The following is a 15,187-nucleotide window of genomic DNA, read 5'->3' on the forward strand; positions in this document are numbered from 1 at the left end:
TGCCTAATCTTGTTCGCTGCTGGAAATTTCGGCCAGCTTGGGCTGGGCATTCCCGGCGGAGGCAAAATTGACCGTATCGTCCTCACTGTCGCGGGAAACGACCATCTGGTCGTTGCGGATCTCCTTTATCCGCCAGCCGCTCGGGACGACATCGCCCTCCTCATAGCGGTGGCCGTCGGAGCCGATGATGAACCTGACGGGCGTATAACCGGCCGCGGCGACGAAGCCGTCGAGGCCGGAGGAAAGGGCAGTGAGATCGACGATGGCGACGGAACTGCGGCGGCTCATCGACGCGATGATGCCGCGCAGCTTGGTTTTGTCGGGCAGGCTGAGAGGCGGCGATCCCTCACCGATGCGAATTTCGTCGGCGATGGCGACGACGCTCAAATCGGGAGAAAGCTGCGCCATGCGAACGGCCTGGCGGATCTCGGCGGCGATCGCAGCCGATGACGGCGCCGGTTCGGGGGCCGTTTGAGCCTTTACGAGCGGCACCTGTTGCGCCGGCGCGTCGCTGTCGTAAAGGCCGGTCAACAAAAGTATTGCCGCGAGCGCGAGAAGGCCGGCAGCGGCGATCCGGCGCGGCGCGAAGCGCGCGCGCCCGGCGCCAAGACCTTCGAGCCGGCATGTCGTGCCGTCAAAGGAGATGGTCTGGTTTTTCCCGAGGGTAATCGTCTGATCGCGCTGAATGGAACGGCGATCGACCGTCAGGCCGTCCCGCAGCGCGATCAACGACACCGTATAGGAGTCGCGCGAGCGCTGCAGACATATGGCCAAGGCGGGTTCCGGCTTGTCGCCGAGGATGATCAGGTCGCAATCGGCGCTGCCGCCGACCAATTGTCGCTCCGTCGTCAACGGCAGAATGGAGCTTCGCCCGGCGCGCGTAATGCGTATGGCCGGTGCAAGACCGCCGGATACACTGCTATCGGCGTCCGCGTTGCCGGCGGCGCCTTTGAATGTCGGCGAGGAGAGATCTAAATCGATAGCCATCTGTTCCCGAACCGTCCGTCGAGCGGCTTCTATTGTCTTCGAGAGCGGGGAAAGCGAGACGGGCGAACCCGTCTCGCCATTGCGTTCAATCAGCCCGGACCGATTTTCTTGATGGCGTTGGCAACGCCGTTGATCTTGGTGATCTCGGTTGCAACCTGCAGGCTCTGCGCGGTTGCTTCGTTCTGAGCCGCCTTGAAGGCGGAGATTGCGGAGCCGATGCCCGCATCGAGTGTAGAAGTGCTGGTGCTGGTAGCCATGTCTTGAACTCCTTGCATGGTTTTGGCGGCCAGAACGTTGCAGAATTCAAGATGGGTTTCAATAGCTTATGTTAAAAAGTTATTAATGCGCAATACGTACAATGAATGCGCGAAATGGATATGAGCCGTGTTCCCTGGATCTTGGCGATCTGTAATAGTAGATCAGATAATTATTAATGATCTCGATTTCGTATTCCGTGCCTTCGCTCGATCATGTTGCTGACGGAGCGTCCGGACCGAGGGGTAAACTCAGATGTTTGCGCGTTTTGTTTACACTGCCGCTATCGGACTGTTGGCGGCTTTTCCTCTATCGGCTGGAGCAAGTGAGCGAGAGGTGCGCCTGGATGTCGTATCGCTGCCACTCAGCGATGTCGTTCAGACGCTTTCCTTCATGTCGGGCATCCCGGTCACTACCGTCGGAACGCTGACCGGCAAGGTCGAGCACTGGTCCGTCCAGGAAAACGGGGCGAAGGCATTCGTGAAGCTTGGCGATGCCAGCAATCTATTCGTCGCCTATGACGGCAGCCGCATTATCATCGCGCCGAAACAGGAGGTCTCCACCGTCGTCCTCGATCGCGGCGGCCGCAGCTGGAAGGCCGAGCAAAATGCCATACGCGCGCTGTTCCCGCTCCTGCCCGACGATGCCTTGCGTGAAGATGCGGCCAGCGGATTGGTGCTCGTGCGCGGCCCGGCCGTGTTCGTCAAGGCCGTCGAAGATGTACTGAGCCGGCAGCAGGCCGACAGCATCAAAATCATCAAGGGCGGCCAGCTGGAAATCCTGACGACGAACGACGGCGCCTGAGAGGGCAGCGATGAAGGCACTGATGTCTCTCAAGCAGTTGCTGGAAATACGCAATCTGCGGGCTGACAATCTTTCCCGCAGCCTCTCCGAGGCGCGCGCGGACGCCGAACGGGCAAGGGAGGAGGAGGCGAGGGCCTCCACAGAACTCGACATCGCCGCGAGCCGAGCCGCAGGCAACCCCGTTATCGACGAATTGCGCAAGAACGGCATTATTCCCGCTGCACGGCTTCAGGACGCCGTCATGCATCAATCCTTATTGCGTGAGTATGAGGCCGATGCCGGCGCGGTGCTGGAAAAACGCAAACTCGACCGGCTTGCCGCTCAGGAGCGGGCAGAACAGGCCGCTGCCGATTTTTCCTGTGCGGAGAAGGCGGCCTTGCGCACCGAAATTTCCATCGAAGCCGCGGAAAAGCTGGCGCGCGCATCGAGGTTCGACTGAAATTACCAATATCCAGGTCGGATCGACATTCAGGTTTCCCAAATCAATCGCTGATTCATAAGACACCGTGTTGAGCACGGAAGTCCGGCATGGCGTTTAAGCAGTATGAACTGAGCGATGGGCAGTGGATGAGGTTGGCTGATCAAGATCGAAATCCGCCACAGCCGAATCATAGGCCAGCACATCTTCAAGAAGCGCCGATAGCTCCGTTTCATATCTCGTTCCAGCTTGTCGTACTGGTCCGTTCCCTTGGCGATGTCGAGGCCATACTTATCGATGAAGCGGAGCAGCAATTCATCGTCGGCTTTTGTTAGGGAGAGTGGGGTGCCCGATTCGTTACCTTGATGTCGAATGCTGGTTTCTGTGGATGAATTTCACGGGGAGGGGCCAGCGCGGATGGAAAACGCCGTTGCGTGACTTCAGAATATAAGTGGGATTGTGCGGGCCAATGTCTCACTTGAATGGCTCACTGAGCAAATTCGAAGCTACACGGCTTGGTTTGTAAGGGAATGGTGGGCGATGAGAGACTCGAACTCCCGACATCCTCGGTGTAAACGAGGCGCTCTACCAACTGAGCTAATCGCCCATCGCTGGCGAAGCCGGATCGGCCTGCCGCGTTGGTGGCCGTGATCTATGCGGATCGCGGCAAAACCGCAAGAGTGTTTGTGAAGATTTTTTGATTTTTTTGGCGGTGATCATGTCTCTCGCCGTGCCGGTCTGGCGAGGCGGGGCTGTGGATAAAGGGGAGGGGGTGGCGGCCGACATATGCGTTTTGCCGGCGGCGCCGGCTTCGACCATGCTTCGGTACGGCTGCGGAGATTGGAATTGCCGGCTTTTCATCCTTTCTGCAGGAGCTTTGACGAAACAATTCAACGGCTGTCATGGTTTTGTCTCCAAACCTGCTTGACACTAAAAGGCGAACCCCGTAGTTAGCCGCTCATCGAAACGGGCAGCCGTTTTGGTGAGGGTGCGAAGGCATCCGGATTGCTTGAAAATGAAGTGCGGGTGTAGCTCAGTCGGTTAGAGTGCCGGCCTGTCACGCCGGAGGTCGCGGGTTCGAGCCCCGTCACTCGCGCCATTTCCAAGCCGGCGACATCCGCCGCCATCCGGTTCTTCCGTCCGTTATGCGCGGGTGTAGCTCAGTCGGTTAGAGTGCCGGCCTGTCACGCCGGAGGTCGCGGGTTCGAGCCCCGTCACTCGCGCCATTTCTTCTCAAAGCCATGCAGTTTCCAGTGGTCAGCCATGCAGGTTCAAGCCGCTTGCGCGGATTTGTCGCGACATCGTTGCATCTGCTTGATAATGTCCGCGCGCACTCGTCGAATTGCCTCTGTATAAAGTCTTGCGCCGGGGCTTCGGCTGCGCTAACCACGGCTTGTTGCAACGCACGTTCGCTTGCCGGGCATTTGCCCATATGCGCCTCCTGGCGCCGCCGGCAAGCAGGGATGAACATGATGACTGAACTGCTCAGTTCCTATATTCCGATCGCCATCTTCATCGGTATCGCGCTTGTCATTGGCCTGGCGCTGCTCATCGCGCCGTTCGCCGTGGCTTTCAAAGCGCCCGATTCGGAAAAGCTTTCGGCTTACGAATGCGGCTTCAACGCGTTCGATGACGCCCGCATGAAGTTCGACATCCGCTTCTACCTCGTGTCGATCCTCTTCATCATCTTCGACCTCGAAGTCGCCTTCCTTTTCCCTTGGGCCGTTTCCTTCGGCGCCATCGGCTGGTTCGGCTTCTGGTCCATGATGGTCTTCCTTCTCGTGCTGACCATCGGCTTTATTTATGAATGGAAGAAGGGAGCCCTGGAATGGGAGTGACCCCTGTGAGCAATCAGCCGCTTGTTGCCCAGCAGCCGAAGGGGATCATCGATCCATCCACAGGCAAGCCGATCGGCAGCAACGACGCCTTCTTCGGTGAGATCAACAACGAACTCGCCGACAAGGGTTTTCTCGTCACCTCGACCGACGAGCTGATCAATTGGGCCCGTACCGGCTCGCTGATGTGGATGACCTTCGGTCTTGCCTGCTGCGCCGTCGAAATGATGCAGCTGTCGATGCCTCGTTATGACGTCGAGCGCTTCGGTTTTGCGCCGCGTGCCTCGCCGCGCCAGTCCGACGTGATGATCGTCGCCGGCACACTGACCAACAAGATGGCGCCGGCGCTGCGCAAGGTCTACGACCAGATGCCCGAGCCGCGTTATGTCATCTCGATGGGCTCCTGCGCCAATGGCGGCGGTTACTATCACTATTCCTATTCGGTCGTTCGCGGCTGCGACCGCGTCGTGCCGATCGACATCTACGTGCCGGGCTGTCCCCCCACGGCGGAGGCACTGCTTTACGGCGTGCTTCTGCTGCAGAAGAAGATCCGCCGCACCGGCACGATCGAACGCTAAGGGTTAAGGACTAGGCATATGAGTGAAGCCCTGACTGAGCTTGCGTCCTACCTTGGCGAAGCGCGCGGCAATTTGATTGCCGCTTCGCAGATGAAGTATGGCGAGCTGACGCTGACGGCGACGGGTGAAAACCTGATCGCGCTGCTGACCTTCCTGCGTGACGATGCCAAATGCGGTTTCGTCAACCTGATCGACATTTGCGGCGTCGACTGGCCGCAGCGCGAGCTGCGTTTCGACGTCGTCTATCATCTGCTGTCGCCGAAGAAGAACCTGCGCATCCGCGTCAAGGTCGCGACCGACGAGGATACGCCGGTTCCCTCCGCCTGCGCCGTCTATCCCGGCGCCGACTGGTTCGAGCGCGAGACCTGGGACATGTACGGGGTGCTCTTCACCGGCCATCCGGATCTGCGCCGCATCCTGACCGACTACGGTTTCGAAGGCCACCCGCTGCGCAAGGACTTTCCGACGACCGGTTTCGTCGAGGTTCGTTACGACGATGCGGCAAAGCGCGTCGTTTACGAGCCGGTGGAACTGAAACAGGAATTCCGCAACTTCGACTTCATGTCGCCGTGGGAAGGCACTGAATATGTGCTCCCGGGCGATGAGAAGGCGAAGCAGTAGGATCTGAAGAATACACTATTGCCTATTGCCCACTGGCTCATGCCTGCAATAGCGGAGCGCGTTGCAAATGACAGAACATAACGTCCGCAACTTCAACATCAATTTCGGACCGCAGCATCCGGCGGCGCACGGCGTTCTTCGTCTTGTCCTGGAGCTTGACGGCGAAATTGTGGAGCGTGTCGATCCGCATATCGGCCTGTTGCACCGCGGCACCGAAAAGTTGATCGAGACCAAGACCTATCTTCAGGCCGTGCCCTATTTCGATCGCCTCGACTATGTCGCGCCGATGAACCAGGAGCATGCCTATGCGCTGGCTGTGGAAAAGCTGCTCGGCATCGAGATCCCGATCCGCGGCCAGCTGATCCGCGTTCTCTATTCCGAAATCGGCCGCATCCTCTCGCATCTCTTGAACGTCACGACGCAGGCCATGGACGTCGGCGCGCTGACGCCGCCGCTCTGGGGCTTCGAAGAGCGTGAAAAGCTGATGGTGTTCTACGAGCGCGCCAGCGGCTCACGCATGCACGCCGCCTATGTCCGTCCGGGCGGTGTCCACCAGGACCTGCCGGAAAAGCTTGTGCAGGACATCGGCGACTGGTGCGATCCGTTCCTGAAGGCGCTCGACGACATCGACGATCTGCTCACCGGCAACCGCATCTTCAAGCAGCGCAACGTCGATATCGGTGTCGTCTCGCTGGAGGATTGCTGGGCCTGGGGCTTCTCCGGCGTCATGGTGCGCGGTTCGGGCGCTGCCTGGGACCTGCGTCGCGCCCAGCCTTACGAATGCTATTCCGATCTCGAATTCGACATTCCGATCGGTAAGAACGGCGATAATTACGACCGCTACCTGATCCGCATGATCGAGATGCGCGAATCGGTCCGCATCATGAAGCAGTGCGTCAACCGCCTGCTCTCAGATGCCAAGACCGGTCCTTTCTCGTCGATCGATGGCAAGGTCGTGCCGCCGAAGCGTGGAGAAATGAAGCGTTCGATGGAAGCGCTGATCCACCACTTCAAGCTCTATACCGAAGGCTATCACGTGCCGGCCGGCGAGGTTTATGCCGCCGTCGAGGCGCCGAAGGGCGAGTTCGGCGTCTATCTCGTCTCCGACGGCACCAACAAGCCGTACCGCTGCAAGATTCGCGCCCCAGGTTATGCCCATCTGCAGGCGATGGACTTCATGTGCCGCGGCCACCAGCTTGCCGACGTCGCAGCCGTTCTCGGTTCGCTCGACATCGTTTTCGGTGAGGTGGACCGTTGATGCAGCGTCTGCCGCTCGTCGTCGCAATTTTCCTTTCGGCATCCGGGCTTTCCGCTCAGGAGGCCGATACCCTCGGCGTACCGCTGGGCCATAAGGAAGTGACGCCGCCGGCTGCGCAATCGTCCATGGGCGAGCTTTTGTCCAAGGGCTATCAGATCAAGGCTGCCATTCCGAATGGCAGCAAATTCGTAGTGTTTATGCAGAAAGACCAGTCGGCCTATGCCTGCGAAATGCAGTCTTTGACCGCTTCGCGGTGTGGAACCCTAAACTGACAAGGCGTGAGGAAGAATGTCCGTTCGTCGATTAGCCGAAGATCAATTTCAGCCTGCCGCATTCGCTTTCAGCGATGAAAATGCGGTCTGGGCGGACAAGACGATCCAGAAATACCCCGCCGGCCGCCAGCAATCGGCGGTCATCCCGCTGTTGATGCGGGCGCAGGAGCAGGATGGCTGGGTCACGCGCGCGGCGATCGAAAAGATCGCCGATATGCTCGATATGGCCTATATCAGAGTGCTAGAGGTCGCGACCTTCTATACGCAGTTCCAGCTGCATCCTGTCGGCACGCGCGCCCATGTCCAGGTTTGCGGCACAACGCCCTGCATGCTGCGCGGCTCGGAAGCGCTGATGTCGGTCTGCAAGAGCAAGATCCATGCCCATCCCTTCGAGCGCAATGCCGAAGGCACGCTGTCCTGGGAAGAGGTCGAATGTCTCGGGGCCTGCGTCAACGCCCCGATGGTGATGATCGGCAAGGATACCTACGAGGATCTGACCCCGGAGCGCCTGGAAGAGATCATCGACACCTTTGCCGCCGGCAACGGCGCCAGCATCAAGCCCGGCACTCAGATCGATCGGATATTTTCCGCGCCTGAAGGCGGTCCGACCTCGCTGACGACGGAAGAGCCGAAGGCAAGGGCGCGCGCCAAGAAGGCCGATGCCGAAACCATCTCGGCACCGGTCGACGCCGCTCCGGTTCCGCCCTCCGAGGCCGCCCGTCCGAAGAGCACGGATGCGGAGACCAATGCCGCGCTGAAGACGCCGGCAACGGCGCCGAAGGCGGCTGCGAAAAACGCCAAGGCTGTCGAGGAGCAGCCGGTTTCCGGAGCGGCCGCTGCCGAACCGGCGCCGCAGCCTGCCGTCAAGGCCGAGGCTGCCCCGGCGGCAAAGCCCAGCCTGACCGACAAGAACCGTCCGTCCGGCATCGAAAAGCCCGCCGCGCCTGACGATCTGAAGATGATCTCCGGCGTCGGTCCGAAGATCGAGGCGACGTTGAACGAAATCGGCATCTTCACCTTCGCGCAGGTCGCAGGCTGGAAAAAGGCCGAACGCGAATGGGTCGACGGCTACCTGAACTTCCGCGGCCGCATCGAGCGCGACGACTGGGTCAAGCAGGCCAAGGCGCTCGCCAAGGGCGGCGAAGCGGAATATATCAAGGTCTTCGGCAAGAAGCCGCGGTAAGAGGTGAAGCATGTTACAAGATAAAGACCGCATCTTTACCAACATCTACGGCCTCAAGGACAAATCCCTGAAGGGCGCGATGAGCCGCGGCCACTGGGACGGCACCAAGCAGATCCTCGAAAAGGGCCGTGACTGGATCATCAACGAGATGAAAGCGTCGGGCCTTCGCGGCCGCGGCGGCGCCGGCTTCCCCACTGGCCTCAAATGGTCCTTCATGCCGAAGGAAAGCGACGGACGCCCGCATTACCTCGTCGTCAATGCCGACGAATCGGAGCCCGGCACCTGCAAGGACCGTGACATCATGCGCCACGATCCGCATACGCTGATCGAAGGCTGCGTCGTCGCGAGCTTCGCCATGGGCGCCAACGCGGCTTACATCTATGTGCGGGGCGAATATATCCGCGAACGCGAAGCCCTGCAGGCGGCAATCGACGAATGTTATGATTACGGCTTGCTCGGCAAGAACAACAAGCTCGGCTGGGACATGGACATCTTCGTCCATCACGGCGCCGGCGCCTATATCTGCGGTGAGGAAACCGCGCTGCTCGAAAGCCTGGAAGGCAAGAAGGGCCAGCCGCGTCTGAAGCCGCCGTTCCCGGCCAATATGGGCCTCTACGGCTGCCCGACGACCGTCAACAACGTCGAATCGATCGCCGTTGCCCCGACGATCCTGCGCCGCGGCGCCGGCTGGTTTTCGGCCATCGGCCGCCCGAACAATGTCGGCACCAAGCTGTTCATGCTCTCCGGTCACGTCAACAAGCCGTGCACGGTCGAAGAGGAAATGGGCATCACCTTCCGCGAACTGGTCGATCGCCATGCCGGCGGCATTCGCGGCGGCTGGGACAATTTGCTCGCCGTCATTCCGGGCGGCGCATCCTGCCCGATCGTTCCGGCCAAGGACATCATCGACTGCCCGATGGATTTCGACGGCCTGCGCGGCGTCGGCTCCTCCTTCGGCACAGCCGCCGCGATCGTCATGGACAAGTCCACCGACGTCATCAAGGCGATCGCCCGCATCTCCGCCTTCTTCAAGCATGAGAGCTGCGGCCAGTGCACGCCATGCCGCGAAGGCACGGGCTGGATGTGGCGCGTGATGGAGCGCATGGCCAAGGGTAATGCCCAGAAGCGCGAAATCGACATGCTGTTCCAGGTGACGAAGCAGATCGAAGGCCACACCATCTGCGCGCTCGGCGATGCCGCCGCATGGCCGGTGCAGGGTCTGATCCGTAACTTCCGTCCGGAGATCGAAAAGCGCATCGACCAGTATACGGCAAGCGCGCTCGATCACGGCGCGGTTCTGGAGGCGGCTGAATAATCATGGCGGACAAGGCATCCGACAGCAGGAAGAAGGAAGAGGCTGCCGAATTTGCGGCCGGCTTCGGCCGTCTTGCCGCCGAGGTGCTGGAAAATGCGCGGGCAATGCCGGTGCATCCCCTGATGGCCCATCCCGCCGCAGCCTTTGCCGCCGCAACCGCGATCGGCTTCGGTTTCTCGACGCAGATGGCCGGCGCCTTTTTCGGGGCTTTCCAGAGCGCCTTGGAAACGACAGGCAAGCTTGCCGCCGCTCTCGATGACACCCCGCCGGAAGAGCCGGCGCCCGGTGTCGATATCCGGCCGGAAAATATCCGCCCGGCGGCCAAGGCTTTCGCCAAGCCGCTGGTCGAGAAGAAGGCAAGGCCGAAACTGACGGTGGTCACGCCGGCCAGCGAACCGGTGCCTGCGAGCCAGCCGAAGGCGGCTGTGAAGGCAAAGCCGGTTGCGCGGACTGGGAAGGCCGACGACCTGAAGCTGATCGCCGGCATCGGCCCGAAGTTGGAGCAGGTGCTGAACGCCAGGGGCATTCGCAGCTTCGCCGAGATTGCCGCCTGGACCGACGAAGAGGTTGCCCGGCTGGACGCCGAGCTCGGCTTCAACGGCCGTATCGGGCGCGACGACTGGTCCGGCCAGGCGAAAATTCTGGCAGGGCGGGGCCGCAGGAAGAAATGAAATGTCCGGCCGGATCAATCGGCCGGAAAAACGGGCAGATCGGCGGACGGGCGGGGGCCTCAAGCTGCAGATGCCGATGCGGGTTCCGGGTCTGGAATGCGCGACAGAGAATTTGGGCGACATCAGCTGCCGGCAGGACGAAAGCTCCGGCTTGGCAATGATGGTGTTGCAAAAACAGGTTTGTTTGCCGTCTTCAGGCAAACGGGAAACAGGACTGAGCGACGATGGCAAAACTGAAGATTGACGGCAACGAGATCGAAGTTCCGGATCATTTCACGCTGTTGCAGGCGTGCGAAGACGCCGGCGCCGAGGTTCCGCGCTTCTGCTTCCACGAGCGCCTGTCGGTCGCCGGCAATTGCCGCATGTGCCTTGTCGAAGTGAAGGGCGGCCCGCCGAAGCCGCAGGCCTCCTGCGCCATGAGCGTGCGCGACATCCGCGGCGGCCCGAACGGCGAACTGCCCGAGGTCTTCACCAACACGCCGATGGTCAAGAAGGCCCGCGAAGGCGTGATGGAGTTCCTGCTGATCAACCATCCGCTCGATTGCCCGATCTGTGACCAGGGCGGCGAATGCGACCTGCAGGACCAGGCGATGGCCTTCGGCATCGACACCTCGCGCTATCAGGAAGACAAGCGCGCCGTCGAGGACAAGTATATCGGACCGCTCGTCAAGACGGTCATGAACCGCTGCATTCACTGCACGCGCTGCGTTCGCTTCACTACCGAAGTCGCCGGCATCTCCGAACTCGGCCTGATCGGCCGCGGTGAAGATGCTGAAATCACCACCTATCTCGAACAGGCAATGACCTCCGAACTGCAGGGCAACGTCGTCGACCTTTGCCCGGTCGGCGCGCTCACCTCCAAGCCCTTCGCCTTCACGGCGCGCCCCTGGGAATTGAACAAGACCGAATCGATCGACGTCATGGATGCCGTCGGTTCGGCAATCCGTGTCGATACCCGTGGCCGCGAAGTCATGCGCATCCTGCCGCGCGTCAACGAAGCCATCAACGAAGAGTGGATCTCCGACAAGAGCCGCTTCATCTGGGACGGACTGAAGACCCAGCGCCTCGACCGGCCCTATGTCCGCAGCGACGGCCGCCTGCAGCCCGCCACGTGGGCCGAGGCCTTCGGCGCCATCAAGGCTGCTGTCAGCGCCACCTCAGGCGAGAAGATCGGCGCGATCGCTGGCGATCTCGCTTCCGTCGAGGAAATGTATGCGCTCGCCCAACTGGTCAAGTCGCTGGGATCTGACAATCTCGACTGTCGCCAGGATGGGACGGCACTCGATCCGTCGCTCGGCCGCGCAAGCTACCTCTTCAACCCGACCATCGCGGGCATCGACCAGGCCGACGCGCTGCTGATCATCGGCGCCAATCCGCGCTTCGAAGCGGCGATCCTCAACGCCCGTATCCGCAAGCGCTGGCGCCGCGGCAAGTTCCCCATCGGCGTGATCGGCGAGCCGGGCGAACTGCGCTACAGCTATGACTACCTCGGCGCCGGTCCCGACACGCTGAAGGATCTCGTCGATGGCGGCCATGCCTTCGCTGATGTTCTGAAGAATGCCGCAAAGCCGATGATCATCATCGGCCAGGGTGCGCTGTCGCGCAGTGACGGTGCAGGCGTTCTCGCCAGCGCTGCCAAGCTCGCGGGTTCGGTCGGCGCGGTCGTCGAAGGCTGGAACGGCTTCGCCGTCCTCCACACCGCTGCATCGCGCGTCGGCGGCCTCGACCTCGGCTTCGTGCCGGGTGCCAAGGGCGTCAATGCGGCCGAGATGCTGACTTCGATGGACGTGCTCTTCCTGCTCGGCGCTGATGAACTCGACTTCACCGCCAAGAAGGCCAAGCTCACCGTCTATATCGGCTCGCATGGCGATAACGGCGCGCATCACGCCGACGTCATCCTGCCGGCTGCGGCCTATACCGAAAAATCCGGCACCTGGGTCAACACCGAAGGCCGCGTCCAGATGGGCAACCGCGCAGGCTTCGCGCCGGGCGATGCCCGCGAGGACTGGGCGATCATCCGCGCTCTTTCGGACGTGCTCGGCAAGAAGCTTCCCTTCGATTCGCTCAATGAACTGCGTGGCCGCCTCTATGCCGCTTTCCCGCATTTTGCCGCCATCGACGAGATCGCCGAAACCGATAGCGCCCAAATTGCCGCAGTCGCGAAAAAAGCCGGCAAGATGAACAAGTCAGGGTTTGCGTCGCCGGTCAAAGACTTCTATTTGACGAACCCGATAGCGCGTGCCTCGGCTGTCATGGCCGAGTGCTCGGCATTGGCCCGCAACAACTTCAAAGTCGCGGCAGAGTAAGGGCAGGGGACTATGGATTCTTTCTTTTCGACCTATGTCTGGCCGGCGATCATCATGATCGGTCAGTCGCTGCTGCTTCTGGTCTGCCTGCTCGTCTTCATCGCCTACGTGCTGCTCGCGGACCGCAAGATCTGGGCTGCCGTGCAGCTGCGCCGGGGACCGAACGTCGTCGGTCCCTTCGGCCTGTTCCAGTCCTTCGCCGACCTCCTGAAGTTCGTCTTCAAGGAGCCGATCATCCCGGCCGGCGCCAACAAGGCGGTCTTCTTGCTGGCTCCGCTGGTTACGGTGCTTCTGGCGCTGTCGACCTGGGCGGTGGTGCCGCTTGCAGACGGATGGGTGATTGCCAACATCAATGTCGGCATTCTCTATATCTTCGCGATTTCCTCGCTCGAGGTCTACGGTATCATCATGGGCGGCTGGGCTTCGAACTCGAAGTATCCGTTCCTCGGCGCGCTGCGCTCGGCAGCACAGATGGTTTCCTATGAAGTCTCGATCGGCTTCGTCATCGTCACCGTGCTTCTTTGCGTCGGCTCGCTGAACCTGACGGATATCGTCAATGCGCAGCACACGGGCCTCGGCACCATGCTCGGCCTGCCGGCGTCGTTCCTCGACTGGCACTGGCTGTCGCTGTTCCCGATGTTCATCATCTTCTTCATTTCGGCGCTCGCCGAGACGAACCGTCCGCCTTTCGACCTTCCGGAAGCCGAATCGGAACTCGTCGCCGGCTTCATGGTCGAATACGGCTCCTCGCCATACATGATGTTCATGCTCGGCGAATATGCGGCCGTCTGCCTGATGTGCTCGCTGACGACGATCCTCTTCCTTGGCGGCTGGCTGCCCCCGGTCGATATCTGGATCCTCAACTGGGTCCCCGGCATCATCTGGTTCATGCTGAAGGCCTGCTTCGTGTTCTTCATGTTCGCGATGGTCAAGGCTTTCGTTCCCCGTTACCGCTACGACCAGCTCATGCGCCTCGGCTGGAAGGTCTTCCTGCCGCTGTCGCTCGCCATGGTCATCATCGTTGCATTCGTGCTGAAACTGATGGGATGGGCTTGATCATGTCCGCTCTCGTTTCCGGCAAAATTGGAGGTTGAAGATGGCAAGCTTGTCCGGCTCCATCAACTCGCTGTTTCTCAAGGAATTCGTCGGCGCCTTCTTTCTGTCGATGCGCTATTTCTTCCGCCAGAAGGCGACGATCAACTATCCCTTCGAAAAGGGCCCGGTTTCTCCGCGCTTCCGCGGCGAGCATGCGCTGCGCCGTTATCCGAACGGCGAGGAACGCTGCATCGCCTGCAAGCTCTGCGAGGCGATCTGTCCTGCCCAGGCGATCACCATCGAGGCCGGCCCGCGCCGCAACGACGGCACGCGCCGCACGGTGCGCTACGACATCGACATGGTGAAGTGCATCTATTGCGGCTTCTGCCAGGAAGCCTGCCCGGTCGACGCGATCGTCGAAGGGCCGAATTTCGAATTTGCGACGGAAACACGCGAAGAGCTCTATTTCGACAAGGCGCGGCTTCTGGATAACGGAGACCGGTGGGAGCGCGAAATCGCGCGCAACATCGCGATCGACTCGCCGTACCGCTGATTGAGATTTTGAAATGCCGCGATGGCGCCAAGGCGCTTTCGTCGCGGTCAATATGCACAGGAGCTTTGCCGGCCAGCGCCGCGGAAAGCTCTATCGGGCAGGGAAACTCCCGGCTGCCCGGGGGAAGATGAAAAAGGCACCAACATGGGTCTGCAGGCTCTATTTTTCTATCTTTTCGCCTTTGTCGCGATAGCGTCGGCGTTCATGGTCATCTGGGCGAAGAACCCGGTTCACTCGGTTCTGTTCCTGATCCTGGTGTTCTTCAATGCGGCCGGCCTCTTCCTGCTGGCCGGCGCCGAATTCCTGGCGATGATCCTGCTCGTCGTCTATGTCGGCGCCGTCGCGGTTCTCTTCCTCTTCGTGGTGATGATGCTCGACATCGATTTCACCGAGCTTCGCGCCGGCGTTCTCGAATATGCGCCGATCGGTGCGCTGATAGGGATCATCCTCGCGGCTGAACTGATCGTCGTCATCGGCGGCAGCGTCATCTCGCCCGAGATCGCCAAATCAGTTGCCATGCCGATCCCGGCCCTTGCCGAACGCACCAATACGGCCGCTCTCGGCGACGTGCTTTACACCAACTACGTCTATTTCTTCCAGATTGCCGGCCTGGTGCTGCTGGTGGCGATGATCGGCGCGATCGTTCTGACGCTGAGGCACCGCACCAACATCAAGCGGCAGAATATCTCCAGGCAGGTTGCCCGCACGCCCGCCACCGCCGTCGAGGTGGTGTCGGTCAAGCCCGGGCAGGGCGTCTAAAGGCAGGTCAAGGAACAAAGAACATGGTCATCGGACTTTCCCACTACCTGACGGTCAGCGCCATCCTCTTCACGCTCGGCGTCTTCGGCATCTTCCTGAACCGCAAGAACGTCATCGTCATCCTGATGTCGGTCGAACTGATCCTGCTTGCCGTCAACATCAACATGGTCGCCTTCTCTCACTTCCTGAACGACATCGTCGGCCAGGTCTTCGCGCTGTTCATCCTGACGGTGGCGGCTGCCGAAGCGGCGATCGGTCTTGCAATTCTCGTTGTCTTCTACCGCAACCGCGGCTCGATCGCGGTCGAAGACGTCAATATGATGAAGGGCTGAGTGGC

19 protein-coding genes and 3 tRNA genes are annotated in these 15,187 nt (G+C 60.8%); 19 read left to right on the forward strand and 3 right to left on the reverse strand.

Translation table 11 applies throughout. The features are described from left to right. Positions 1-3: 3 nt before the first annotated feature. Both ATY78_RS27410 and ATY78_RS28685 read right to left on the reverse strand, forming a co-directional pair. Positions 4-987 carry a hypothetical protein gene (locus tag ATY78_RS27410; RefSeq protein ID WP_088685438.1) on the reverse strand — a complete coding sequence of 328 codons (984 nt, stop codon included), beginning with the start codon at positions 985-987 and terminating at the stop codon, positions 4-6. 89 nt (positions 988-1,076) lie between these two features. Beyond that, positions 1,077-1,244 (reverse strand): hypothetical protein, encoded by a 168-nt coding sequence (locus tag ATY78_RS28685; RefSeq protein WP_190237540.1) that lies wholly within the window; start codon positions 1,242-1,244, stop codon positions 1,077-1,079. Between the two features lie 253 nt (positions 1,245-1,497). On the opposite strand from ATY78_RS28685, the gene ATY78_RS27415 reads away from it, so the two are divergent. From ATY78_RS27415 to ATY78_RS27425, 3 genes are all read left to right on the forward strand, one after another. After that, complete coding sequence (locus ATY78_RS27415) at positions 1,498-2,046, forward strand: hypothetical protein (protein ID WP_088685439.1); 549 nt, start codon at positions 1,498-1,500, stop codon at positions 2,044-2,046. A gap of 22 nt (positions 2,047-2,068) precedes the next feature. Continuing rightward, complete coding sequence (locus ATY78_RS27420) at positions 2,069-2,485, forward strand: hypothetical protein (RefSeq protein WP_245313643.1); 417 nt, start codon at positions 2,069-2,071, stop codon at positions 2,483-2,485. 89 nt (positions 2,486-2,574) lie between these two features. Next, entirely contained in the window at positions 2,575-2,799 is a 225-nt protein-coding gene (locus ATY78_RS27425) for a hypothetical protein (protein WP_088685441.1), read from the forward strand. A gap of 196 nt (positions 2,800-2,995) precedes the next feature. On the opposite strand, the gene ATY78_RS27430 is transcribed toward ATY78_RS27425, so the two are convergent. After that, a tRNA-Val gene (locus tag ATY78_RS27430) sits at positions 2,996-3,071 on the reverse strand. A gap of 415 nt (positions 3,072-3,486) precedes the next feature. Between ATY78_RS27430 and ATY78_RS27435 the strand changes: the two genes are divergently transcribed. From ATY78_RS27435 to nuoK, 16 genes are all read left to right on the forward strand, one after another. After that, positions 3,487-3,563: transfer RNA gene (locus tag ATY78_RS27435), tRNA-Asp, on the forward strand. Between the two features lie 50 nt (positions 3,564-3,613). After that, positions 3,614-3,690 (forward strand) — tRNA-Asp (locus tag ATY78_RS27440). A 246-nt stretch (positions 3,691-3,936) separates the two neighbouring features. Further along, positions 3,937-4,302, forward strand: a complete 366-nt coding sequence (locus ATY78_RS27445) for an NADH-quinone oxidoreductase subunit A (RefSeq protein WP_008521906.1) — start codon at positions 3,937-3,939, stop codon at positions 4,300-4,302. Beyond that, on the forward strand, positions 4,293-4,877 hold the full coding sequence (locus ATY78_RS27450) for an NADH-quinone oxidoreductase subunit B (RefSeq protein WP_008521904.1): 585 nt from the start codon (positions 4,293-4,295) through the stop codon (positions 4,875-4,877). The genes ATY78_RS27445 and ATY78_RS27450 overlap by 10 nt, the downstream gene beginning before the upstream one ends. A gap of 18 nt (positions 4,878-4,895) precedes the next feature. Continuing rightward, positions 4,896-5,498, forward strand: a complete 603-nt coding sequence (locus ATY78_RS27455; RefSeq protein ID WP_088685442.1) for an NADH-quinone oxidoreductase subunit C — start codon at positions 4,896-4,898, stop codon at positions 5,496-5,498. A gap of 67 nt (positions 5,499-5,565) precedes the next feature. Next, positions 5,566-6,756 carry an NADH-quinone oxidoreductase subunit D gene (locus ATY78_RS27460; RefSeq protein ID WP_088685443.1) on the forward strand — a complete coding sequence of 397 codons (1,191 nt, stop codon included), beginning with the start codon at positions 5,566-5,568 and terminating at the stop codon, positions 6,754-6,756. Then, positions 6,756-7,028: a hypothetical protein gene (locus tag ATY78_RS27465; protein ID WP_088685444.1), complete on the forward strand. Its 273-nt coding sequence runs from the start codon at positions 6,756-6,758 to the stop codon at positions 7,026-7,028. Before ATY78_RS27460 ends, ATY78_RS27465 begins: the two co-directional genes overlap by 1 nt. A gap of 16 nt (positions 7,029-7,044) precedes the next feature. Beyond that, a complete protein-coding gene (locus ATY78_RS27470; RefSeq protein WP_088685445.1) occupies positions 7,045-8,211 on the forward strand; it encodes an NADH-quinone oxidoreductase subunit E in 1,167 nt (388 codons plus the stop codon). A 10-nt stretch (positions 8,212-8,221) separates the two neighbouring features. Beyond that, positions 8,222-9,526 (forward strand): NADH-quinone oxidoreductase subunit NuoF, encoded by a 1,305-nt coding sequence (gene nuoF, locus ATY78_RS27475; protein ID WP_003558451.1) that lies wholly within the window; start codon positions 8,222-8,224, stop codon positions 9,524-9,526. Between the two features lie 2 nt (positions 9,527-9,528). Further along, entirely contained in the window at positions 9,529-10,197 is a 669-nt protein-coding gene (locus tag ATY78_RS27480) for a 5' DNA nuclease (RefSeq protein WP_088685446.1), read from the forward strand. A 1-nt stretch (position 10,198) separates the two neighbouring features. Next, complete coding sequence (locus ATY78_RS28370) at positions 10,199-10,441, forward strand: hypothetical protein (RefSeq protein WP_141105683.1); 243 nt, start codon at positions 10,199-10,201, stop codon at positions 10,439-10,441. Further along, complete coding sequence (nuoG, locus tag ATY78_RS27485) at positions 10,422-12,503, forward strand: NADH-quinone oxidoreductase subunit NuoG (RefSeq protein WP_088685447.1); 2,082 nt, start codon at positions 10,422-10,424, stop codon at positions 12,501-12,503. Before ATY78_RS28370 ends, nuoG begins: the two co-directional genes overlap by 20 nt. 12 nt (positions 12,504-12,515) lie before the next feature. Beyond that, positions 12,516-13,559: an NADH-quinone oxidoreductase subunit NuoH gene (nuoH, locus tag ATY78_RS27490; protein ID WP_085736875.1), complete on the forward strand. Its 1,044-nt coding sequence runs from the start codon at positions 12,516-12,518 to the stop codon at positions 13,557-13,559. 40 nt (positions 13,560-13,599) lie between these two features. Next, the gene (gene nuoI / locus ATY78_RS27495; RefSeq protein WP_017959943.1) at positions 13,600-14,091 is read left to right on the forward strand and encodes an NADH-quinone oxidoreductase subunit NuoI; all 492 of its coding nucleotides are present in this window, start codon (positions 13,600-13,602) and stop codon (positions 14,089-14,091) included. A 144-nt stretch (positions 14,092-14,235) separates the two neighbouring features. Next, positions 14,236-14,850 (forward strand): NADH-quinone oxidoreductase subunit J, encoded by a 615-nt coding sequence (locus ATY78_RS27500; RefSeq protein ID WP_088685448.1) that lies wholly within the window; start codon positions 14,236-14,238, stop codon positions 14,848-14,850. Positions 14,851-14,873: 23 nt separating this feature from the next. After that, on the forward strand, positions 14,874-15,182 hold the full coding sequence (nuoK, locus tag ATY78_RS27505; protein WP_010066755.1) for an NADH-quinone oxidoreductase subunit NuoK: 309 nt from the start codon (positions 14,874-14,876) through the stop codon (positions 15,180-15,182). The last annotated feature ends 5 nt before the right edge of the window (positions 15,183-15,187 follow it).

The sequence above is a fragment of the Rhizobium sp. R635 genome (genome assembly GCF_002211285.1).
Taxonomy (GTDB): domain Bacteria; phylum Pseudomonadota; class Alphaproteobacteria; order Rhizobiales; family Rhizobiaceae; genus Rhizobium.